The 24,114-nt window shown below is 61.3% G+C and carries 13 protein-coding genes and 1 pseudogene; 2 read left to right on the top strand and 12 right to left on the bottom strand.

Annotation, left to right across the window (positions count from 1 at the left end):
* Positions 1-15: 15 nt before the first annotated feature.
* Both AC25ND_RS20335 and ptrR read right to left on the bottom strand, forming a co-directional pair.
* Positions 16-144: a PA1414 family protein gene (locus AC25ND_RS20335; RefSeq protein ID WP_256206021.1), complete on the bottom strand. Its 129-nt coding sequence runs from the start codon at positions 142-144 to the stop codon at positions 16-18.
* Positions 145-268: 124 nt separating this feature from the next.
* The gene (gene ptrR / locus AC25ND_RS20330) at positions 269-1,162 is read right to left on the bottom strand and encodes a putrescine utilization regulator PtrR (RefSeq protein ID WP_486976559.1); all 894 of its coding nucleotides are present in this window, start codon (positions 1,160-1,162) and stop codon (positions 269-271) included.
* A 106-nt stretch (positions 1,163-1,268) separates the two neighbouring features.
* Here ptrR and AC25ND_RS20325 point away from each other — a divergent pair, with 106 nt between their 5' ends.
* Both AC25ND_RS20325 and AC25ND_RS20320 read left to right on the top strand, forming a co-directional pair.
* Positions 1,269-2,438: an MFS transporter gene (locus tag AC25ND_RS20325; protein ID WP_486976558.1), complete on the top strand. Its 1,170-nt coding sequence runs from the start codon at positions 1,269-1,271 to the stop codon at positions 2,436-2,438.
* Positions 2,439-2,533: 95 nt separating this feature from the next.
* Positions 2,534-2,677, top strand: a pseudogene (locus AC25ND_RS20320) (helix-turn-helix domain-containing transcriptional regulator); the annotation flags it as partial.
* Positions 2,678-2,693: 16 nt separating this feature from the next.
* On the opposite strand, the gene AC25ND_RS20315 reads toward AC25ND_RS20320, so the two are convergent.
* The 10 genes from AC25ND_RS20315 to AC25ND_RS20270 form a co-directional block, all read right to left on the bottom strand.
* The gene (locus AC25ND_RS20315; RefSeq protein WP_084943071.1) at positions 2,694-3,620 is read right to left on the bottom strand and encodes a DMT family transporter; all 927 of its coding nucleotides are present in this window, start codon (positions 3,618-3,620) and stop codon (positions 2,694-2,696) included.
* 91 nt (positions 3,621-3,711) lie between these two features.
* Positions 3,712-4,116, bottom strand: coding sequence for a transcriptional regulator (locus AC25ND_RS20310; protein ID WP_186596945.1), 405 nt, complete (start codon positions 4,114-4,116; stop codon positions 3,712-3,714).
* A 104-nt stretch (positions 4,117-4,220) separates the two neighbouring features.
* A complete protein-coding gene (locus AC25ND_RS20305) occupies positions 4,221-4,661 on the bottom strand; it encodes an SMI1/KNR4 family protein (RefSeq protein ID WP_062574811.1) in 441 nt (146 codons plus the stop codon).
* A gap of 289 nt (positions 4,662-4,950) precedes the next feature.
* A complete protein-coding gene (locus AC25ND_RS20300; RefSeq protein ID WP_081791576.1) occupies positions 4,951-5,904 on the bottom strand; it encodes an IS5 family transposase in 954 nt (317 codons plus the stop codon).
* A gap of 104 nt (positions 5,905-6,008) precedes the next feature.
* A complete protein-coding gene (locus AC25ND_RS20295; RefSeq protein ID WP_230962685.1) occupies positions 6,009-6,308 on the bottom strand; it encodes a hypothetical protein in 300 nt (99 codons plus the stop codon).
* A gap of 1 nt (position 6,309) precedes the next feature.
* A complete protein-coding gene (locus AC25ND_RS20290; RefSeq protein WP_486976557.1) occupies positions 6,310-6,882 on the bottom strand; it encodes a hypothetical protein in 573 nt (190 codons plus the stop codon).
* A 764-nt stretch (positions 6,883-7,646) separates the two neighbouring features.
* A complete protein-coding gene (locus AC25ND_RS20285; RefSeq protein WP_486976556.1) occupies positions 7,647-7,946 on the bottom strand; it encodes a hypothetical protein in 300 nt (99 codons plus the stop codon).
* Positions 7,947-8,243: 297 nt separating this feature from the next.
* Positions 8,244-8,504, bottom strand: a complete 261-nt coding sequence (locus AC25ND_RS20280) for a hypothetical protein (protein WP_486976555.1) — start codon at positions 8,502-8,504, stop codon at positions 8,244-8,246.
* A gap of 788 nt (positions 8,505-9,292) precedes the next feature.
* Positions 9,293-22,366, bottom strand: coding sequence for a hemagglutinin repeat-containing protein (locus AC25ND_RS20275; RefSeq protein WP_486976554.1), 13,074 nt, complete (start codon positions 22,364-22,366; stop codon positions 9,293-9,295).
* Between the two features lie 23 nt (positions 22,367-22,389).
* Complete coding sequence (locus AC25ND_RS20270; protein ID WP_486976571.1) at positions 22,390-24,063, bottom strand: ShlB/FhaC/HecB family hemolysin secretion/activation protein; 1,674 nt, start codon at positions 24,061-24,063, stop codon at positions 22,390-22,392.
* Between the last annotated feature and the right edge of the window lie 51 nt (positions 24,064-24,114).

The raw sequence follows: 24,114 nt of genomic DNA, 5'->3' as shown, positions 1-24,114 counted from the left end.
CCTTTTTGTCAGGGGTCAGCGCCGACGCGGCTGGCGCTTGCGCTGTTCTTCGTCGGTCGGGATCGGCACCGGCTGCAGCGGTGGCGGGAGCAGCCCCAGGGCGACGGCGAGGTCATGGAGCCAGTTGTACATGCGTTCGTTCATAGTGCCCCCTTGACGGGTCAGCCTCACGGTCAATCAAACTTGCGATGCGTCATACAGATCATAGACCTATGTCCTGTATTGCGCATGCCTCTGTTCCTACACATAGGGGCGATTTTGACCCGGATCAAGCGCAGACGGCAGCTTCCGACGGTCGGTTAATCGTTTCGCTTTGTTGCAAGTCGATCCAGGCCTGCAGATTCGCCCCGCGTTTTTCCTGGCGCCACATCAGCCAGGTCATCGCCTGGTCGAACGGCGCCTGCAGCCGATGCGCCCTCACCTGCTCGCGACCCGGCAGGCTGTCGAGCATGGACTGCGCCATCAACGCCACCCCGGCCCCGGCGATCACACAGGCCAGCATGCTCTGGTACGACTCGATCTCCATGACCCGCCCCATGGGCGTGTGGGCATGGGCGTACCAAGCTTCCAGGCGCATGCGGTACGAGCAGCCCTGGCGGAAGGTGAACACCGCCTTGCCGGCGACATCCCTGGCACTGTGTACCACCGGGTGCTCGGGGCTGGTGATCAGCACCAGGGTTTCCTCGCACAACGGCACGCCATCGAGCCCTGCCAGGTTGAGCGGGCCGTCCACCAGCGCCGCGTCCAGCCGATGGCTGAGCACCCCCTCCAGCAGCTCGGCACTGGGCGCCGCCTGCACTTGCAGGTTCACCGCCGGGTAGGCCTGGTGGTAGCGCGCCAGCAGCGCCGGCAAATGAATGGCTGCCGTGCTGTACATGGTGCCCAGCACGAAATCCCCCGCCGGCTGGCCGCCCTGCACCGCGGCCAGGGCCTCATCGCGCAGGTTGGACAGGCGGTGGGCGTAGTCCAGCAGCACCTTGCCGGCCGGCGACAGCTGCAAGCGCTGGCGCTCGCGCAGGAACAGCTCCACCCCCAGTTGCTCCTCGAGCTGGCGCAGACGCGTCGACAGGTTCGACGGCACCCGGTGCAATCGCTCGGCAGCGCGGGTCACCGAGCCCTCCTCGGCCACGGCCTGGAAGATGCGCAGTTGGCTGAACTCCATGAGATTCTCCAAAACAGAACAACTTGATCATCATTATTCAATTTTATTGAAAGTCAATGAACCCTACCCTGCCATCCATCGCATCCCTTCGTGCAGGAGACTTTCCATGTCACCCTTCGTGCAATTGCTGGCCAGCGCCGTGGCGCTGATGATGGCCATGGGCATCGGCCGCTTCGCCCTCACGCCGCAACTGCCCCGACTGATCGCCGAGGGCCAGTTCGACCTGACCGCTGGCGGCCTGGTCGCCGCCGCCAACTACCTGGGCTACTTCCTCGGCGCCGTGGACGCCATGTTCGCCCGCCAGCCCGCCCAGGTGCGTTTGCGCCTGCATGGAGGCCTGTGGCTATGCGTGCTGCTGACCCTGATCTCGTGGGCCGCCGACGGTTTCTGGAGCCACCTGTTGCTGCGTTTCGGCACTGGCGTGGCCAGCGCCTGGGTGCTGGTGATGATCGCCAGCCTCAGCCAGCAACTGGCCAGCGCCCATGGCCGCCAGCGCCTCGGTGCGCTGGTGTTCGCCGGGCCCGGCGTCGGCATCGCGGTGACGGGCGTGCTGGCCCTGGGTGCGCACCTGCTGGGGCTGGATTCTGCCGCCCTGTGGCTGGTCTATGGCGTCGCCGCGCTGGTCATGCTGCTAGCGGTGCTACCGTGGCTGCCACGGGCGCTGGAGCCCGCCGCCACGCCTGCGGCCGTCAACGAACAAGGCCATGGCACCGGCATCGGACGGCTGGGACTGGTCTATGCGCTCTACGGGATCGGCTACATCCTGCCGGCCACCTTCCTGTCGCAGATGGCCAGCCAGCAGTTCCATGGGCAGTGGCAAGCCGACCTGTTCTGGCCCGCGTTCGGATTGGCATCGGCGCTCGGCGTGGCCATCGTCAGCCTGCGCCGCCCTGGGCGGACCTCTGCCTGGCTGACCACCACCCTGTGGCTGCAAGGGCTCGGCGTACTGGCCTGCCTGCTCGGTGGCGGTATCGGCCTGGCATTGGGCGTGCTGCTGTGCGGCGGGCCGTTCCTGGCCTGCATGCAACTGGTGATGCAGCGCTCACGGGAGCTGGCGCCCCATGCCACACAGCGCAATGCCGGGTTGCTGACCGCATGCTTTGCCCTGGGGCAGTTGAGCGGGCCGTTGCTGGCGGCGTTGAGCAGTCATTTCAGTGGTGGATTACAGCCAGCATTGGTGTTGGCGGCGGCAGGGTTGGCCGTGGCCGGAGTGCTGGCCGTGACGGGAGGTCATTACCTGCAGGATTGCCACTCAAATGCCCGAACAGCCGGGTGATGGTGGGTTCAGTTCAGCAACAGATCGAAATCATTTGTGCCTCTCTCGACAACGTTTCATTGGCTACATTCTCCAGCACTCGCAGAGGACGCAAAATGACTGAAACGTTCCATGAATTCGACGCTGCCGCCTATCTGGCTTCTCCGGAAACCATCGCACAGTTCATGGCTGACGCATTAGAGACAGGAGATGCAGCCTACGTAGCAAAAGCCGTGGACGTGGTGGAGCGCGCCAGGGGCCGGCGCGTCTACCCTCTCATCCCACCAGCTTGCGCAACTGCTGCCGCACCCACGCCTCGGCGCTGACCATGACCACCCCGAGCAATACCATCACCGCGCCGATCACGAAGTTCAAGCTCAACGGCTCATCCAGCAGCAACACGCCGAAGGTCACCCCGAACAGCGGCGTGATGAAGGAAAACACCGCCAGGTTCGAGGCCAGGTATTTGCGCAGCAACCAGAACCAGGTCAGGTAACTGACGAACGACACCACGATCCCCTGGAACAGCACACTGCCCACCGCTAGCGGGGTCAGCGAGAAATCGGCGATCTGCCCGCTCACCAGGGCGATCAGCACCAGCCCGACAAACCCCACCGCCAGCTGGTAGAACAGCGTCAGGGTCGCCGGCGCCTCGGACAGGCGCGAGCCGCGCACCACCACCGTGGTCGCGCCCCAGGCCAGGCCTGCCAGGATCGCCAGGGCATCGCCCAGCAACATGCGTCCATCGAGGTACTCTAGGGAAACGCCACCAGCAAAGGCCAGGGCAATCCCCCCGAAGGCCAGCAGGATGCCCAGCCACTGCAACAGCCGCAGCCGTTCGCTGGGCATCATGAAATGCAGCCCCAGGGCGGTGAAGATCGGCGCGGTGTAGAGAAACACCGACATATGCGCCGCCGAGGTCAGCTTCAGCCCCTCGGCGATGAACAGGAACTCCAGGCCGAACAGCGCGCCGGCCAGCAACCCGGCACGCCAGGTGCTGCCCACCTGGCTCCAGCCTCCCCGCCAGCAGACCAGCAGCCCCACCAGCAGCGCGGCGATACCATTGCGAAACGCCGCCTGCATGACCGGTGCAATGTCCACGGCAGCGGATTTGATCAGCACCTGCTGGCAGCCCCAGATCAGGCACAGCCCCAGCATGACCTGGAAGGCGAAGGCGTCGGGGTTCTTGCGGACCGCAGTCATGGGCGGCCCCTCAGCGGGTTGAACGGCATGGCAAGGCTCGGCAGTGAGAATGGATCCCGATTATCGGGGGACCGGCCTTGCCGATGCCAGTCTAAATTGATCCGCCAGCGATCTGTGCCTTGGCCGAGACGTGCTCGAAGGTGGCTTCGTCCAGCGCATCAGCCTGTTCATCGAGCACCTGGCGTGGGTGTTCGAAGCCCGGAATGCTGCTGTCGATCAGGCTGAGCAGGCGCGAGCCACGCGGACTGAGGACGAAATTCTCGCCGTTGCCGCCTTGCGCTTCAGGCCGGCTCTCGATGAAACCCCGTTCCAAGAGGATCTTTTCGTACTCGCAGGCCTGGGCCTTGAGCTGGTTCAGATCGCCCGGCGCCTCGCCATCGGCGGCCAGCGCGGCGGCATGCTGCTCGGCATAGGGGCGTGGCGTGAAACTGTGACCGGCGCCGTTCTGCACTTCGTGCAGCAAGCGTTCGATCAAGTCCCAGTCGTATGTGCTCATGGGGTAAGCCTCCTGCTGTGGACAAGTAGGTACACAGCGTGGGACTGACAGAGGTTGCCAGGTGTTCAATCAGAAACCGAGGCCACCCCATTGCTCCTCGACGGCTAAAAGTCGTTCAGCATTTCACGTATGTACTCGGAAAAACTGTCCGCCACTTGATGCGCTTCACGGCTTACCGGGTCGATATCGACAACCACCCAGCCATTGTTCGTATCGAACCCCGAGCAGTACCCCTGCATGTCATCCCCGAACAGGAGGATGCCGTCCAGGGGGAGTTCATCATCTTCATCGTAGATCTGGTCTGGCGTCAGCAGGCCCTCATACAACATGTAGGCAGCCTTACCCACTTCACCCCAGCCAAGCTCCTTCATGAAGGCAACATAATCGGCCGGCACTTGCGAATGATCGGCAGTCAGTGCCGCGAGCACCTGCGCATTGACTGTCTTCAGTTTTGCAAGCAGGCCGGATGCCTTGTCCGGCTGCAGATCTTCATACCTGTCCACGACCGCTCCTTCCATATCACGAATCAGCCGAAACTCGATCACGACAACGCCGGGGTGGCGAACATGCTTTCTGCCCCGGGCTTAGCACCTATACAAATCGTAAAAATACTCGTTGATACATTTCCCACTCAACACTTGTTTCGAATTGAAATCCAAGGTTTGAGAGACGACAATTCCTGCTCTCAGGAAACTCCGAGCAAGTTTCTCATCAGCCGGAAGTGGGCGGTTGAGGGATGCCGAAAAGCCCGATTTTCAGCCGCTGATTATTGGATAACCAAGGCAAAGCCTTGGTTTTCTGCCCTCACGGGCGCACCTCTCCCGCAGCAGGCAATCATTGCCGGCGCACCATCCACAGATTCGACAGGGCAAACAGCGTGGTCAGTTGCGCCGTGTTCTTGGCCAAGCCACGGAAGCGGGTTTTCACATAGCCGAACTGACGCTTGATCACACGAAATGGATGTTCGACTTTCGCTCGCGTCTGCGCTTTGACCTTCTCGATCTTGCGTCTGGCTTTGTAGAGCACGCTGCGTTTGCTCAAGTGCTTGTAGGTACTGCGGCGGGCTGCGACCTGCCAGACCACCGGCCGCCCTTCATGCTCCGGTCGCTTCTCTACGCCGGTATAGCCCGCATCGGCACAGATAACATTTTCGTCGCCATGCAGCAGGTGAGCGACCTCCGTTACATCAGCCACATTCGCAGCTGTGCCGTGGACGTGGTGCACCAGGCCCGATTCAGCATCGGCACCGATATGCGCCTTCATGCCAAAGAAGTACTGGTTGCCTTTCTTCGTCTGATGCATCTCGGGATCGCGCTTGCCGTCCCTGTTCTTGGTCGAACTGGGCGCGTGAATGATGGTGGCATCGACAATGGTGCCCTGGCGCAACGACAGGCCCTTGTCTCGCAGGTAATGGTTGATGGTTTCCAGAATGCCCGCCGCCAGTTCGTGCTTCTCCAGCAGGTGCCGGAAATTCATGATGGTCGTGTCTTCGGGGATCGGAGCGCTGAGCGTCAGCCGAGCAAACTGGCGCATCGAAGTGATCTCGTACAGCGCCTCTTCCATGGCTGGGTCGCTCAGCGAGAACCAGTTCTGCAGCAGGTGAACACGCAGCATGGTTTCCAGTGGATACGGCTTGCGGCCACCGCCAGCCTTTGGATAGTGCGGCTCGATCAACGCCACTAACCCACTCCACGGAACCACCTGCTCCATCTCGGCCAGGAAACGCTCGCGACGGGTTTGCTTGCGCTTACCGGCGTACTCGAAATCGGAAAAGCTCATCTGACTCATGGAATGGCGGGCTTGTAGAGGGCAGTTGGACGGAGGGCTATTTCAGCACAGGTCAGATGGCCTGTGCTGACTTGATCGGAGAATCCCTAGCTCCTTTGGCATCATCAGGTTTCTATGCGCCTCAAAAACTCGGCCATCGCTTGCGGATCGCGCTCCGCAAGTTCTTCAATCAGATCTTCGGCTGCCCAGTGCAGAATCATGTCTCCCCCATCCCCTGCTTTGCAGATGATGAGATCACCTGATAAGGTAGAGTCAACAACATTGACCTCTCTATCACTAAGTGCCATAAGACCACCGTAACCTTCATAGGGAATAACCCAGTAAAAGCGCTCATTCCCTACCCAGTAAATCCCAAATACCTGCACAGGCTCAGCCCGCCCAATTTCTCGAACAATCATATCCACATCACTCAATAGTTCTTCCAGGTTGCAGCACAGGTGGAAGCTGCTGCGGCGTTGTGATTTTCATATCATATGCCTTGTCGATCACAGAGTTATATTGGTAGTGAATAGTAACATTCTCCCCATTAGGTAGACGATGACTAACTTCCATTTTTCTCCACCCTTCACTTCGCGGAAAATCTTTATCACCTGCCAATTTAGTATCACGACCCGCTGAAGGATTATCTATCACTCTATTCCACAAAATCTGCTCATTCAGGTCTCTAGGCCCCTTGGACTGATAGCTCTTAGCTGTTGAATGAGTTGCATAGTTTGGAAGACCAGCAGAAAACTCATCCGCCGCATTATCCCGACCATAGTGTTCTCTATTAAGCTTAGACCTTTCAGCAACAGAATGTGGACTGTATGGATCATCCAATACACTGGGCTTACCACCACTGAATCCAGCTGTACCTCCATCTTTCGCACCATTAATGACACCCCTCCCGCCCCCTGGCAACTCCACAGGAGTAGTCGTTGGCTTTTTGGCCTCATGCCCACCACTCCCTTTGCGCCCCGAGGCAACACCCAGAATCATGCTGCTGATGGGCGAAAAAGGGGACAGATTTATTTTCTATACTCTAGATTCGACCTGCCCTGCATGACTGTTCGACCCCTTCTCCACTACAGGATCGAAACTAGAGCAGGAAAAATAAATCTGTCCCCTTTTTCGCCCAAAGATAAGGAAAATCACTATTTACATCACCAACTTTCTCAAACACCAAACTGGTCACGACCTCACTCCTCTAAACCCAATAAACTTACCACCCGGCTCCCAACTTGCAGCTCTACCATCTGGCAATGTATAAGTCACCCAACCTGCTGGTTAGCGACCTCCCGCCCCCGAGCTCCTAGTACCCCCTTTGAGTATTTAGTCTACAGCCGCACTGCCCACCTCACTCAGTTGAGTATCTGCTCTATACGTCTTTCTAAGCGCCGCAGTCGAATCAAACCCAAAATATTCTGGATGCTTTGTAACAGGCAAAAAGGGACAGATTTATTTTCTATACTCTAGATTCGACCTGCCCTGCATGACTGTTCGACCCCTTCTCCACTACAGGATCGATAGTAGAGCAGGAAAAATAAATCAGGAAAAATAAATCCGCCCCCTTTTTTCTTTTTGCACCATTAAATCATGCCAATATTCCGCAACACTCCCTCACTTACAAATTCTAACCCACCAGCTTCCACCTTGGATCCGTCTATGTAATGGGAATGACCACAGACGTCACATTGGTAAGCCAGTAGCCCGTTATGCCTACCTATAAAGACGCGCAGCCCAGTAGACTCACACCTAGGGCATTATTTATCAACTTCAACAGTTATCAAGGCCTCGATTGTATCGCGTAGAAACCGCGCTATAGACTCAACGTCCTTAGCCTGATGTCCCAGAATGACCTTTTTGAAGCGTGTTATATCACTAGGTAAAAATGACGAATAATCAACAGGCATCAAACTTTCATTTACATTTGAAAACTCATCGACTCCATAAATCAAGAACGGCTCAACAGTAAAACATTTATAGTTACCTCTGACCCACAAAAGAATAACCCCAAGACCCCCTCTTAACGATGACTCTTCACTAAGCAGCATCACAGCCAACTGAAGCTCACGCCACACATGCACAGGGAGAGACCTCATTAGTTCATCAACTTAACCGGGAATGTACTTATCAAGTTACCGGCCTTATCAGTGAACACCTTTATCACTAAAGTAGCGCAAAGGGGACAGGTTTATTTTCTACACTCTAGATTCGACCTTCCCTGCATGACTGTTCGCCCCCTTCTCCACTACAGGATCGAAACTAGAGCAGGAAAAATAAATCTGTCCCCTTTTTCGCTTTTCGCCACCAGGAACCGAAATTAGAGCAGTAAAAATACATCTATCCCGGATGGCCTACTATTCCTTTTCTTCAAGATAGGGCCAATATTCTGCCCCTTCATCCTTTCTTACCCAAACTCGACCGCATGCAGGACAAGCAATAACCTCTTTACCAACTACATCTATACGATCAAAAAACTCATCAAAAGGGATTCTTCCTTTATCAGCTCGCCCCGCCAACTCATACAACAACTTATTTGGAACGAGAGTGAACTCCTCTGAAACAGGAGAACCAACCAAGCTAATGACATGAGTGCATCGACATCGAAACTTAGCCATTTTTACCTCCCTAACAAGCTATTAATAGCCTGCCTATCTAACGCAACAGAACGCAAAAGGGTACAGATTTATTTTCTATACTCTAGATTCGACCTGCCTTGCATGACTGTTCGACCCCTTCTCCACTACAGGATCGAAACTAGAGCAGGAAAAATAAATCTGTCCCCTTTTTCGCTTACACAAGAATTTTGGCATTCTGCTTTTCCACTATCTGGTCTATCGAAGCGTGTCACCGTTATGCAGAACCACTTAAACAACCACCCCAGAGATATAACATACAACCTGATACCGGTGCTAATATCCACACCAGCATTTGGCATCTTTGAGATGCCATAACCCTATTCCGCGCAGCATACGGTCAAACACCTTCCAGAAGCGCCTGAAGCTTTAGTGGGTCAGCAATGCTGCCAAAGGGCAAAGGGGATTGATTTATTTCCCACAATTGTTACAGATCCATCATTCAAATGGATGCTCTCTTACATAGGCCTGCAAATCCTCGAGTGCTATACCCGGTGCACCTGCAGCCAACCACAGCTGAAACTCTGCAGGGTAGGGTGATAGCACTTGGCCATCAGCGATCTGAGACTTCGTCACCTCTCCATACCGCGTGACAAATCTGAGATGCGTTACAACAAGCACCCAGATTCTTCTCAGCCAAGGTGATTCCGGTACTCCCTGTGAAGCATCGGTCAGGTACGGAGACTCCCCCTCGACGAAAGCGAGAAGATCGCCCGCCCTGCCCGCCTTAATCAAAGCACGAATCAACTCAGCCTTTTCCATAATACCCTCTAATATCGGAATTTAACCGAATAACTTGATGTCACCTCGACATTCTTGAAACCGAGCGAGGACATTGTTTTACCTAGCGGAGTACCCCATACCGCCTGATCAGCCGGCAGGCCTGCGTCCCGGGCAGTTTGGTAGGCTTCTCGATTATCATTCCCCAGTGTCGCGGACACCTGCTTAACACGTGTCGGCCCGACCTCTTCAATCGCCCGAGATATCAGTTCTGTGCCAATATTCCTACCCTTTACGGTTGTGCCATACCAGTCTATGAACAAACCCGTTTCTGGTGCAAAACGTGCCACCAAGTCGGTGTGCGCAAACTTGCTATCCACTACCACTCCATTCTTATCGAACTTCTGACGTGCTGACAACTCAATCTCCAGCGCACCATTAGGTTTATTGACTATGCTGGTGTCAAATTTTATACCACTTCTATCTGCAGGTTTAAAATCGTAGCCAGTGTTTTCATTGAACACCAGCCCTGGGTTTTGCTGATGCTCCGGGGTGACATAGGTGCCGCTACCTGACTGCCCATCAAGCTGTTTGCCGCCGGTATGTGGCGTCGTGACGACCTGCCCACCTTCACCATACCCGCCACTACTAGGGTTCCTCCCCTCCCCCTCAATCCGCGAGCCCTCGTACTGCTTGAGTCTCGGATCAAGCACATGGATCGGCAGCCCTTGCTCTTCGAGGACAACCTCGACCATGAGCCTGACAATCCGCGCTCGCTGGTTGTAATCGCTGACGTTTGCCTCAATCGAATCAATCGCACTCGAAACTGCAGCCTGCATTTCTGCCTGACGCTCTGGTGCAAGTTGGCTAACACCCAGGGCAGTAGCCAGTGCCCCCATCAACACATAACCGGCATAGGCCACCGGGACGAAATTCTGCTGCCCAGGTTTCTGCCCGTTCAGTTTCGCCATGTCATTGAGGATCTTCGCCACCCTGGCCGGGTCCTCGCCGGACACCTCGGTCAGGCGTTGGGCAACGATATCGAACGCCTCGCTGTTCTGATTGCCAGCAATACGACCGAGCAGCGACCTGACGACGTTCGAGCGCGTCTGTTCGTAGCGACTGCCCAGTTGACGATAAATCTCGCGCGTAGCTAACCCGAAATTCACTGAATCAGGGTTAGTGCCAACAGCCAGCGCCGCGGTCGCAAGGAACACGTCACCTAGTTTGTTAAGAGCCTCTTCACTGTTCTCCCCATACTTTGCCGCGCTGTCTTTCCACTGCTGCAGCGTCTGGACGGGATTCATCACCGCGTGGGTAGAGGACCCAGTCGCATAAAGATCGGTGCGCGACTCATGATCCCGCGTGATCTCGTAAGCCTTGTCCAGATCCCGATTCAACCCGACAGTGGAGTCCTTACCCGTCTCCGCATCCTTGCGCACCGTGATATCACCCGCCCCCACGGTGGCACGGACAATCTGCTCGCGGTCCTTCTCGTACTTCCAGCCACTGACGCTCCAGCCGTTCTCGCCTTTGTCACCCTTGCCCGTCTGGCTGCTGTCCTGCTGTGTTGCTGCATTCCCTTTTTTCCAGGTACCACCGACGTTCAGGTAATAGCCGCTTTCCTGGTCCTTGCCGGCGATATCGCTGTGGCCCAGCGTGCCGGTGTCGAGCTTGAGGTTGCCGTTGTCAGCGGCGATCAAGGCACCATCGAGCTGGGTGTGGTTTTCGCTGCGGATATCCACCTTGTCCCGAGCGGTGATGCGGGTCTGGTTTTCTACCCACTCGGTCTCGCCCCTGGTCTTGCCCTTGCCAACCGAGCCACTGATACCCGAGCCCGGGCCTACCGTGACGGTGGCACTCAGGTCGAACTCCTTGCCCTTGACCTTGCCGGTGTCAATGGCCGAGGCCACGTTCAGGTCGCCCCCCACACGGCCGATGACTTCGTCCCCGCGCACCTGGGCACCCTGGACGTTGGTGTCCTTGCCGCTGCTGAACTTCAGCTGGTCGCCCGCGTAGACATAGGCCTCCTGGTGACGCTGGGCATCGCGCTCCAGCGCGCCCTTGCCAAGGTTGACGCTGGCATAGATACCTACCCCTTCCGAGCCGAACGCCAACCCGACTTCACCACCGCCGCTGCGACGGTTTTGCTCGTAGTGCGAGTCATTCTGTGCGGCGCGGATGTTCAGGTCATTGCCCGCAGTCAGGTCGATGTCACGCCCGGCCTTGACCTGCGAGCCGACGATGTTCAGGTCGTGGCTGGCGTCGAGCTTGATATCGCGTCCCGCGTCTAGCTGGGTCGGCGTCGAGTTGCCCTGGGTGCCATTAACACCCGCAGCGCCATGGCTGGCGCCGATGCCCACCTTGATGCCGCCACTGGTACCACCGTGAACCCCGGCCCAGTTCTGCGACTCACGGGTCTTCTGGGTGCTGCTGCCGTGGGCGACATCGATATTGATGTCGCGCCCCTTGACGTCGATGTCCCGCCCGGCCTGCACCTGGCTGCCTTTGACATTGACGTCGTTGCCAGCCTGCAGCTTGATATCGTGGCCGGCCTCCAGGCTGGAGCCACGGTTGCTTTGCTCGATGCTGGTCTGCTGGTTCTTCTGCGAACTGTTGCCGATCTTGAGATCGCCGGTTGGCCCGGCAAGGAACTGGTTGATGCCGTCAATGGCCTGCAGGGTGCTGGCGACCTTGCTCACGCCATTCTCGCCCTTGCCGGCGTTGCTCACCGCGTCCTTGGTGCGGCCGAAGTTATGGTTGATCGAAGCCCCGGCACCCTGTGTCGCATACTCCCGCTCCTGCTCGTGGATACGGGTTTCACGCGCTGCGTCGATATTGATGTCGCGGCCCGCGCCCAGGCTGATGTCATGGCCTGCGATCAGGTCGGAGCCGGTCTGGTTGATATCACGCCCCGCGTTGACATCCAGGTCCTGGCCGGCCTTGATCTGACTGGAAGAGGCCAACTGTTCGCGCAAGCGATCCTTAGCCACTTCCTTCTCGACACCCACGAACACCTTGATCCCGTTGTCGTCGGCACTGGTAGTCAAACCGACCTTCGAGGTTTTTGACCAGGTCTTGCTGTCGCTCTGGTTCTCGGCGGCGGCCACGTTGACATCACGTCCCGCGTTCAAGCTGACATTGCGACCGGCATTGACACCACTGCCCAGCAGGTTGATGTCGCGCTCGGCCTGGAGCGAGGCATCACGCACCGCCAGGACCTGACTGCCGACACTGGTACTGCTGCGTGCTTCCTGCCCGGCTTTCTTCGCCGAGGCTAGCGAGACGGACGGAATGACGACGATGCCGGGGGAAACCGACATGCCGATCTTTTTCTTGTACGAGTCGCTGTGGCTATAGGCCGTGTCATTGGCCGACACCAGGTTGACGTCACCCTCTTTGTCGATCAACCCCGCACGCAGCTCGACGTCCTTGCCGGCATTGGCCTCACTGGCGCGCAGGCGCACATCGCTGCCTGCGGCGATGACGATGTCGTTACCCGCATCCAGCTCGCTGCCGACCTGAGTGGCGTGGGTCTGCAGTTGGCTCTTGCCGCTCTTCGACAGGCCCAGGAAGCCGGACTTGGTCTTCTTGCTGTACTCGCCGTGCTCCTCGACGCCGGACAGCACCGCCACATCGCCGGTGGCACCGAGCATGACATCGCCGCCGGCCTTGAGCTGGCTGCCGATCACCGAGACATCGCGGCCACCGTCCAGGGCGATGCCGCCGTCGTCCTTCTTGCTGACGTTGACGGTCAGGTCGCCACCGGCCTCGATCACCGAGGCAACGTTGGTGCTGTGGTAGCTCTCCTGCTGCTTGGAGCTGCCGCGACCAAACGAGCCCTTGCTCTTCTTCAGGTAGTACGAAGCGCTTTCGTTCTGCTCGGAGGCGATGGTCAGGTCGCGCTCGGCATCGATATCGACAGCGCCCTTGCCCTTGACCTGGCTGGCGACGATGGCCATGTCCTGGCCCGCGGACAGCGAGACGTCGCCACCGGCCTTGACCGTGGTCGAGACCTGGGTGACCTGGTCATTGGACTGGGTGACCTTCTTGCTGCGGCTGAAGCTGTGGGCTTCGTTGGCGGCGGAGGTCAGGTTCAGGTCCTCGCCGGCGGCCAAGGTAAGGTTGCGGCCCGCGTCGATCTGGCTGGCCACGGCGGTGAGGTCGCGGCCGGCGCCGAGGCTCAGGTCGCGACCGGCGCTGACCGTGGCGCCGTGCTGCTGCACCGTGCTGCTGCGTTGGCGATCGGTGTAGAAGCCTTGACGTTCCTCGACCGACAGCAGGCTCACATCACGACCGGCACTGAGCGACAGGTCGCCGCCGCTCTGGATCACGCTGGCGACGTTCTTGATGTCCTGCCCGGCCTTGAGGCTGAGGCTGTTGCCGGCCTCGATACGCGCGGCGCTTTCAAGATAATCCTTCTGCTCACGCACGCCGCCGTAAACGATGTCCGTGCGCGTGAGGTCGCGTCGGTTGATCAGGTCACCGTTGATGGCGGTCAGGCTGACGTCACGACCGGAGACGATGCCACCGGCACTGTTGACCAAGCTGTTGCCGGCCAGCAGGTCCAGGCGCTCGCCGGCCTGGACCAGGCCGGTGTTGGTCAGGTCCTTGCCGGCGGTGGCGCTGAGGTTGCGCGAGGCACGCAGCGTGCCTACGTTGTCGAGATTCTCCCCGGCGATCAACTGGACGTCCTGCCCCGCGATCAGCGCACCGTCAGGCGCCAGTCGACCATTGGCATGGGCCAGGTACAGCACTGGCGCAAGTACCTGCTCACCATTGATCTCGCGTGCTTCGAGCCAGACGATATCGTGGGTCAACGCCGCGACCTGGGCGGAGGTCAAACCGACACCCAGGCTCAGGTTGAGCTGGTCCTTGCTGCGGATGGCATTGTCCATCAGGTGCTTGTACAGCTGCTCGCCGGAGGTCTGGCCATCGATGAACTGCTGGCCGGTGCGAGCCACCACCGCCTGCTGGATCAGGCGTTGCTCGTAGAAGCCGTCACCCAGACGCTTCCAGCTCTTGTCCGGATCGAAGCCCAGGTTGCCAAGCAGGTAATCGGAGCTCATGAACTGCTTGAGGTCGGTCAGCACCGGATTGGTTTCGATCAGATACTTGTGCGGCTTGCTCGTGTACTGGCTATCCGGCAGGCGAGTGACGCCCGCAATCCAGGGGCGAGCGCCGATACCCGGCACCTGTGCCACCAGCTCGGCGGCCAGCGCACCTGCGCTCGGTGGGGGAACGTAGCTATCCACGGCCTCGCCCGCAGGCGCATTGACCCCGATGACACTGGCCTTGGCAGCCGACTCGACACGTTGGTGGGCAACGCGATCGATTGCCTGCTCACTTCCTCTGGACGCGGACGCATCCATTGCCTGGATCGAGCCTGGTCGGGAACTGGCCAGCACCTCACGCTCATGCGAGGTGACAGTGGCGTTGCCCAATGTCCAGCGCTGGGCGGTGCCAGTGGCTGTGTCGCTGCCTTTGCCACTCAGGCGGAACAGGCCATTCTGCCCGGCTGGCAGGCTGAAGCCTGGCAGGGTGGTGGGATCGACCTGTCGCTGGGCCAGATCAGGTGGCAACTGCGCATTCAGGTTGACCACCGTGGGCTGCGTCACGCTGGATACCTGGGTATCGAACGAGCGATTGCCGGTAGCCGCTGCCGCCCTGTTCACAACGATATTGCTGATGCTGCCTGCGGCAGTGAGCTTGGCCGTCCCGGCGGCCTGAATGACCGCTGGAGCGATGAACTTCTGATCCGGCTGGACCACGGGCTCTGCATCGATGCCGTAAAATACCCCGGGGTCGAACTTCGCGACCAGTTTGTTGAAGGCGGCTTCATCAAACGGCCCGGAACGTGGGTGGGCCTGGTTGTAGGCGTTTACTTCGTTGATCAACTGGAAGAAATACGCTCTGGGGATCTTGACTCCAGCCCCCACCTCTCTGCCAACGGTTCCCGACCTGGAACGCTCACCCTCGTTGGTAATGCTGCCGGCCGTGATGGTGAGATCATTGCCCGCCGAGATCACACTTCGAGAATTGAGAACGCTGTCCCCACCGATGGTCAGGTTACGCCCGGCAGCCAGGGTTGCCGTTGGCGAATCTTCCAGCACCACGGTTTCCTGGGTCTTGTAGATGTGCACCGGCCCCCTCACCCGCGGCCCTTTGCAATGCTGGACGCAGTAGATGGTCATGTAGCCATCGGTGATCTGGTGGCTGGCCCTGAACTTGTCGCGTTTGTTGACGAAACTGGATGCCTGCAGGTTGATGTCGCCGGCCGCCTCGACAGTGCCGGAGCTGTTCAGGAAGGTTGCCGCAGAACTACCCGCGGTGACGCCGGCAACCAGCAGATTGCCCAGGCTGTACACATCCGCGTAGCGATTGCTGAAATCGGCGGTGCTAATCGTCATGTCCCGCCCACTGAACAGCAAGCCTCGACTTCCGTCGGCAGCCTGGTCGTTGTGGACGGACTGGGCGATCAAGTTCAGGTTGCGTGAAGCGGCCAATGCACCGTAGTTGGACAGGCTGCCCGCGTTGATCGTCAGGTCATTGGCCGCCGACAAGCGCCCAAGGTTGCTCAGCTGGTTGCCGATGTTGACCACAATGCTGTCGCCACCGGCGATGCTGGTGGCGGTGCCTAGGCTCATCTGCGCCGCAGTCAGGGTCATGTTCCCCAGGCTGGTCAATCGGCCGTTGCCCGAATAGGCACCACCCAAGGTCAGGTTCAATGTGCCATCGCTGGCAATCAACCCGTCATTGAGCCAGTTGCCGCCCGTGCCCAGCAACGCCTTGGTCGCCAGCAACTGCCCGCTCGAGGTCTGGCTGAAGTTGTTGACATTGAGGTTGAGCGTGCCGGCTTGCAGCACGCTGCTGTTGACCCAGCTGTCGGCACTGAGATTCAGGGTGCCATGCGTCAACAGGCGACCTCCCGCCGCCATGACCTGCTGGCTGCTGACACCGAAATCGCCATTGCCGACGTGTGCGATGCTGCCCCCGGTGTTCACCAGATCGCCGATGACCAGGGCAAGATCGGTGTTGGCGGTTTCCACGGTTCCGTTTCGGTTATCCAGCACCCCGCCAATCTGGAATCGCGTTGTGCCGCTGTTGCCCAGGGCACGCAGTTTCCCCGCCTGGTTGTCCAGGCTGGCGGCCGTGATGGCGAAAGTACTCACGCTTTCGACGATGCCGCCAAGGTTGTCCAAGGCACCGCTCAGCCCAATGTCGATACGCTGGCCGACCATCTCGCCGCGCGCGTTACCACCGTTGAGCAAGCTGGTGCCGATGACCTTGAGCAGGCCGCTGGCGGAGATGCCGCCGTCGCGGTTGTCCAACTGCCCGGTGCGGATCAGTGCATCACTACCCAGCGCCGCGATACGCCCGCCGTGGTTGTCGAGGTTGGCGCTCTGCACATCGATGCCCAGGGCCTGAAGGACGCCACGTTGGCCGTTGGCATCGCTGCCGTTGCGCAGCACACCGGTGGTGCGCACGCCCAGCGACTGCTTGAGGCTGGCGAGGATGCCGCCGCGGTTGTCGAGGGTGTCGGCGGTCACCGTCAGCGCGCCTTCCTGGGCGATCAGCTTGCCGACCTGGTTGTCAAACACGGCGTTTGCCTGCGCGGTGATCGCGCCCTTGGCCTGCACGGTGCCCTTGGCGTTGTTCAAACTCGCCGCCTGCAGGCTCACGTCACCCTGCTGGCTGTAGATCAGGCCATCGTTCGTGTTGCTGAGCGACCCGCTGCTGTTGAGCATGAGCGCGCCATTGGCGGCCAGGGTGCCGCGCTGGCTGTTGTCGATGCTGCCAGCCAGCACCTTGAGCAGGCCCTGGCTGGCGATCTGGCCAGCCTGGTTGTCGACCAGCCCGACGCGCTGGATCAGCAGGTCCTTGCCGGCGAACAGCGTGCCCTTGCGGTTGAGCAAATCGCCGAGCAGGTCGAGGGTCAGGGCGCCCTGGGCGGCGAGGTTGCCGTCGGTGTTGTTCAGGCTCGCGGCGGTCAGGCCGAGGTCCTGGCGGGTGGCCACGCGGCCGCCGTGGTTGTCGAGGGTGCCAGCGCTGATGACCAGCTTTTCACCGGCATCGATCAGGCCGCCTTCATGGTTGTCCAGTGCCCCCGTGATGGTCAGCTGCTGGCCGCTGCCGCTGGACAGGATACCGTTGGCGCTGTTGTCAAGGCTGTCGGCCTTGACGTCCAGGCGCTGCTGGGCGACCAGCGCGCCGCCGTCGCTGTTGCGCAGGGCGCCGGCCACGGTCACCTGCACGGCGCCGGAGCGGCTCGACAGCGTGCCTTGCTGGCGGTTGTCCAGGCTCTGGCCGGTAACGGTCAGCCCCTGCCAGCCCGAGACCAGGCCATTGCGGTTGTCGATGGCGCCGCTGGTGATGGCCAGGGTCTGTTCGCTGATCAGCTTGCCGTCACGGTTGTCCAGTTCGCTGATATCCAGGCGCAGGGCCTGGGCGGTGGAGATCTCGCCGCCCTGGTTGGAGAGCTTGGCCAGGTTGGCGAGGGTCAGTGGGCCGGCGGTGGTGATCAGGCCGGCGCCGTTGTCCAGGTCGACGCCGAGCAGGTCCAGTGCAAGGCTGCTGCCGAGCAGTTTGCCGCCGTGGTTGTCCAGGCCCTTGCTGGTAAGTGTGAGCGCGTCCTTGGCTTCGATTCGGCCACCGTCGCGGTTGCTCAGCACACCGGCATGAACCTCCAGCGACTGGCCGCCGATCAGGCCCTTGAGGTTGTCCAGGCGCTGGCTGATCTGCAGCAGCAGGCGCTGGTCGCTGAGCAAACGGCCATTGCCGTTGTCGAGTTGCTCGGCGGCGACGGTGAACGCTTGCGCGCTGGAAATCTCGCCACCCTGGTTGGCCACGCTCTTGAGATTGTTCAGCAGCAGCGACGGGGCATTGATCAGGCCGCCACGGTTATCCAGGTGGCCATGGCTCAGGTCGAGGTTCACCGAAGTGTCGCTGAACAGCTTTCCGCCCTGCTGGTCGAGGCCGGTGACCGTCGCGCTGAGTGCTTCGCGGCTGCCGACCCGGCCGCCGTCACGGTTGTCCAGCTGGCTGGCGTGCAGGTCGAGGGTGCGGTTGCTGCTGACACTGCCCTGGCGGCTGTTGTCCAGGTGGCTGGTGGTAATGGCCAGCGCGCCCTTGCTGGCAATAACACCCTTGTCAGTGTTGTCCAGGCTGGCGCTGGCCAGGGTGATATCGCCGTCGCTCAGCAACTCGCCACCCTGGTTGAGCAGCGCGCCCGTCGTGGTCAGCTTCAGGCTGCCGGCACTGTCCAGTTTGCCGGTGCTGTTGTCCAGGCTTTGCGCAGCCATCAACAGCTGGCCCTCGGCGCTGATCAGGCCGAGGCGGTTGAGCGCCCCGCAGGTCAACGTCAGGGTCATGTCCCGTTGGCTGGTCAGGCGGCCACCGTCGTTGTCCAGGCTCAGGCCGGTCAGGGTCAGGCCGGTCTGGGCCTCGATACGTGCCTTGTTGCGGTTGAGCAGCGCCTGCAACGCGAGGGTCATGCCGGTGCCGGCGACCAGCAGGCCGCCGTCGCTGTTGTCCAGCGAGGTGGCGGTCACGCCGACGGCGGCCTTGCCGGTGATCTCGCCGCCGCGGTTGTCGATGCGATCAACTTCCAGGGTCAGCGCGCCGTTGCTGCCGAGCAGGCCCGCCTCGCGGTTGTCCAGCCCGCCACCCTTGACCTGCAACTGCTCCAGGCTGACCAGCGAGCCTGCGGTATTCACCAGCGTGGCGGCCTCGATCTCGCCGCGGCCCTTGCCGGAAATCTTGCCCTTGCTGTTGTCCAGGGTCTTGGCGTAGAGCTTCAGCGAGGTGTCGCTCACCAATGTGCCCTGGCGATTGTCCAGGCGATCATCAATGGTCAGGGCCAGACCCGCTCGGCTGCTGACTTCGCCTTCGCGGTTGTCCAGGCTGGCGGCACGCAGGTCCAGGCCCTTGGCCGAGACCAGGCCCTTGGCATTGTCCAGTGCCTGGGCAATACGCACCGTGAGAACCTGATCGCTGAGCAGCTTGCCCTGGCGGTTGTCCAGCGTATCGGCGGCCAAGGTGAAGCCTTGCGGGCTGGTGATCTCGCCCTTCTGATTGTCAACGCTGCCGAGGTTGTTCAGCACCAGCAGCGGAGCCTTGATCAGGCCATGGTTGACCAGCGCGCCCTGGCCCAGGTCAAGGGTGATCGAGGCCTTGCTCAGCAGCCGCCCGGCCTGCTGGTCGAAACCCGTGGCGGTCAGGCTCATTGCGCCATCACTGTCGATGCGGCTGTCTGCACCGGCATTGTTGACCTGGCCGGCCTTGATGGTCAGGCGGTCGTTGCCGACCACATGCCCGCTGTCGCGGTTGTCCAGCGCGCCGGTGGCGATGTCCACGGCCCCCTGGGCGCCGATCTCGCCGGCACGGTTGTCCAGACTGGCGCTGCGCAGGTCGAGGGTGCCGTCGGCGGTGATCGAACCGCGCTGGTTGTCTACCTTGCCGGTGGTGGCCAGGGTGAGCTTGCCGGCGCTGCTCAGCTCGGCGTCGCTGTTGTCGAGGCTGGCGGCGCCGATATCGAGGTCACCCTCGCTGGTCAGCAGCCCATTGCCGTTGTCGAGCGCCTGGCCCAGGCGCAGGCGTACGCCCTGCTCGCCGGACACACGCCCGTCGCGGTTGTCCAGGGTCTGGCCGTCGAGGGTCAGTTGGCCCTTGCCGCGCAGCAGTCCCTGGGCCTGGTTGATGACTTCGGCCACCGTCAGCGACAGGTCGGTTTCGGCCAGGACCTGGCCGCCGGTGTTGTCCAGGCGCTGGCCGGTCAAGCTCAACGCCTTGGCTGCGGACAGCTCGCCGCCACGGTTGTCGACGTTGTCCACGGTCAGGCGCATGCCCTGCCCGGCACCCAGCACGGCGCCCTGGCGGTTGACCAGCGAATTGCCCTTGAGGGTCAGCTTGCCGTCGGCGGACAGCTTGCCGCCGAGCTGTTCCAGGCGCGTGACCTGCCCATTGAGATCGCCACCGCTGGTCAGGCTGCCGCCGCTGTTGTCCAGGTGGGCAGCGACCAGGTCCAGGTTGCCCTTCGCACCGAAGATGCCGAGCTGGTTGAGCAGCTCGGTGCCATTGAAGCGCACCCCAGCCTGGCCGCTGACCAGGCCCTGGTCACGGTTGTCGAGCTGGTCGAGGGTCAGCGTCATCGCGCCACCACCCTCGATCTTGCCGCCGCGGTTGTCCCAGTGCTGGCCGTGCAAGGTCAACAGGTCCTTACCAACCAATCGCCCGCCGCGGTTGTCCAGCTGACCGGCTTCGATGCGCGTCGCACCTACGCCACTGAGCAAGCCTTTGTCCTGGTTGTCGAGCATGCCGCTGACCGTGACCGTCAAGGCATCGTCGCTGAGCAGCTTGCCCTGCTCGCGGTTATCGAGGCTGGCGGCGTTCAGCGTCAGGGCCTTGCCCGAGGCCAGGACACCTTGGCGGTTATCCAGAGCCTGGTCGACGGTCAGCGTCAGCGCCTGATCAGCACTGAGCCTGCCGCCACGGTTGTCGAGGCTGGCGGCGCGCAGGTGGCTGTCGCCGGCGCTGGCGATCTCACCGTGCTGGTTGTCGATAACCGCGCCACTGACCACCTGGCTTGTGAGGGTAATGCCCCGGTTAGCCAGGACCTTGCCATTGCGGTTGTCCAGGCTGCCGAGATTCAGAGCCAAGGCATCGAGGCTGGATAACTCACCGGCCTGGTTGTCGAGATGCGCCCAGGTGGCGTTCAGTGCTCCCTGGCTGGTGATCTGGCCACGATCGCTGTTGAGCAGTTGCCCACCGGTGAGGGTCATATGTCCGTCAGCGAGGACCTTGCCCTGCTGGCGGTTGTCCAGCGTTGCGGCGTTGATGTCGACATGGCGGCCGGCGCTGACGCTGCCGCCCTGGTTATCCAGGCGGCCACCCGTGGACAGCGTCAGGTCACCGCTGGCGATCAAGCGCTGGTTGCGGTTGTCCACGGCACCGGCGTTGACATTCAGGTCGGCATCGGCCACGCGGTTGCCAGCGGCGTCGATACCCGCCTGGATACCGCCGAGGTTGCTCAGTTTGCCAGCCGCGTCCAGTTGTACCGAACCTGCAGCGGTCAGCCCCTGGCGGTTGACCAACTCGCCGCGGCTGTCCAGCTGCAGTTGCTTGCCGGCATGTACCGGGCCCTGCGCATCGATGGTCTGCGCCTGCAGGCGTACGTCCCCGGTGGCACTGGCCTGGGCCATGCGCAACTGACCATTGGCATCGAGCTGGATATCGCCACCGCTGGCGATCATCCGCCCGTCGAGGCGCACACCGACACCGGCCTCGGTGCCGACCAGCCTGACCGCGCCGGCATACATGCCGCCCAGCGCGCTGGAGTCGATCGCCAGGCTCGGCTCGGCGCTGCCGTCGTCAGCACGCGCGGTGGCCGCCAAGGTGCGGGCGTCGACATCGTTGCGCCCGGCGACGATGGCCAGGTTGCGGGCCTGGATCTCGGCGTTGATCTTGGTACTGCGGGCAATCAGCTCGAAGCTGTCGACGTTGCTGGCATTGATCCCCGCGCCTTCAATGGCGATGTGGCCCTGGTCGACCTGGTAACGGGTCAGCTGGCCGTTCTCGATCACCGGCTTGCCGGTACTGAGTGTCGCCTGTGGCGTGTTGATGAAACCGCAGCCATCACAGGTAATGCCATGGGGGTTGGCGACGATGACATGCGCCCCGCGTCCGGCCACTTCGGTGTAGCCGCGCAGCTGGCTGGCGTTGGCACCGTTGACCTCGTTGAGGATGACATTGGCCGCCGCCCCCTGCAGGTTCGGGTTGCCAAGGATGATCCCGCCCAACTGGGTAGCCTGGGTACGATCGGTGGCATTGTTGAGGATCAGCCCCTGTTGACCGACGTTGTAGTCGCTGAACTGGTTGTGCGACAGCCCGCTGCCGTTGGGCGCGGCGATGTTGATGATCGGCACGCCGTTGCCCGCCTGGCCGAGGCTGGTGCCCGGCCCGCTGACCACCACGCCTTCGGCGGCCTGCGCCCACAGCGGCTGCCAGAACATGGCGTTGGCCAGCAGGAAGGCCAGGCCACGCTTGGGCAACCCGCAGAAATGATCACGGGGCTGAATTTCGGCCGAGCGTTGGCGGGCCAGGAAGGCAAACAGGCGGACGTCCATGTCAGGTCTCGTGAATCAGGCGGTCAGATGAAGAAGTCCAGGCGGAAATACACCGGGCGTTCCTTTTCGGTCAGCACGTCGGGGCGTTCCAGGCTGTGGGCGAAGGTCACGCTGGCGGCCATGTGCTGGCCGCGGGCGAACAGCTCCAGCGAATGGCTGCTGGCACGGCCGTGGTACTCGCCGTTGTAGCGATCGTTGCGGATTACCCCGAGGTCGTAACCCAAGCTCAGGCCGTACTCGGCCACCAGCGGTTGCAGCAGCGGCCAGTTCACCGGGCGGGTCCAGCGCAGGTCGTTGCGCCAGTAGCCGCCGCTGTCGCCGGACAGCGACTGGTCCTTTAGGCCGCGCACCGACGACAGCCCGCCAAGGCTGATGCGCTGCGGGCTGAACAGCACGTCCTCGCTGCGCTGGCCGGTGGCCAGGCTGCTGAAGCTCAGGCGCTCGCCGAGGAGCTGGAAGCCCTGCACGTAGCTGAGCGTGGCGCTGTACTTGCGGTAGCGCGCCACCGGCTGGCCCGGGCGTGGGTGGCCATTGTCCTGGGCGTCGAAGGCGCCGATGCCTTCCTGGGTGCCCAAGTCGAGGTTGACGAAGGCATTGCCCAGACGCCGGCCATGGTTGATGCCGAACTGCGCCTCGCTGAGACGGTTGCTGCTGCCGGCCAGGCGGCTGTCCTCGATGTAGTTGTTGGTGCGCAGGTGGGCCATGCCGGCATTGAGCGAGGTCTTGCTGGTGGCGTCGCGGTGTACCACGCGCTCGGCGCGCAACTGGTGGTTCTGGCTGTCGCCGGTCTGCTTGAAGGCAAAGCCGTTGGCCTGGGCCAGGGAGCGGTATTCGCTCTCGCTGTAGCTGTAGGTGAAGTTCCACCAGCCCCAGGGCAGGCTGTAGAACAGCACGCCGTTCTTCGAACCCTGGGTGTGGTCGCTGACCACGTCGTGGCCACCGCGCAGCATCAGCTGGTCAGCCAGGCCCAGCGGGCTGTCCCATTCCAGGCCGAGGTTGAGCATCTGCTCGCCGGTGCTGCGCTGGCCTTCGTTGTTGCGCGACAGCGAGGCGCGCCAGGGTTTCTGTTGGGTGTTGCGCACCAGCACTTCGCTGCCGCCGACGGCCTTGCCCGGGGTCAGTTCCATCTGCGCCTTGTTCGACGGCAGGCGGTTGAGCTGGTCGACCATCTGCTCGATCTCGCGCAGGTTCAGGCGCTGGTCGATAGCGCCGGGGAAGGCCATGGCCAGTTCGCGGTCGCTCAAGCCGCTGTTCGAGTCCGGGCGCAGCCCCTCCAGGCGCCCTTCCACCACCAGCACCTGCAGATGGCCCGAGGACAGGTCCTGCTGCGGCAGGTAGGCACGGCTGGTGACCAGGCCGCGACCCAGGTAATGGTCGGTGATGGCCTTGAGCAAGGCATTAAGCTGGGTGACGCCCAGGCACTGGTCGATGAAGGGCTTGAGCAGGCGATCGCGGTCGGCGGCGGACAGGCTGTCGGCGCCCTTGAGTCCAATGGTGTGGATGGTGAAGCAGCGGCTGTCGGTCGCCGGTTGCGCTTCACCGGGTTCGGCGGCCTTGCCGGGCAGGTTGCGCAGCTCTTCGAGGCGGCGCTGCTGCTCTTCGAGCAGGCGGTCCTGGCGGTCGCGGATCAGGTCCTGGTCGCCGGGTGAGGAAGTGTCAGATTTTTTGTGTGCGGGCCGGTAACGGCCTGCCGTCAGGCAGGCCCTGACTTTCACCAGGTCGGCCTGATGAACCGATCTCCGTACAAA

Source organism: Pseudomonas sp. P110(2024), assembly GCF_057480795.1.
This window is presented reverse-complemented; position numbering and strand designations above follow the sequence as displayed.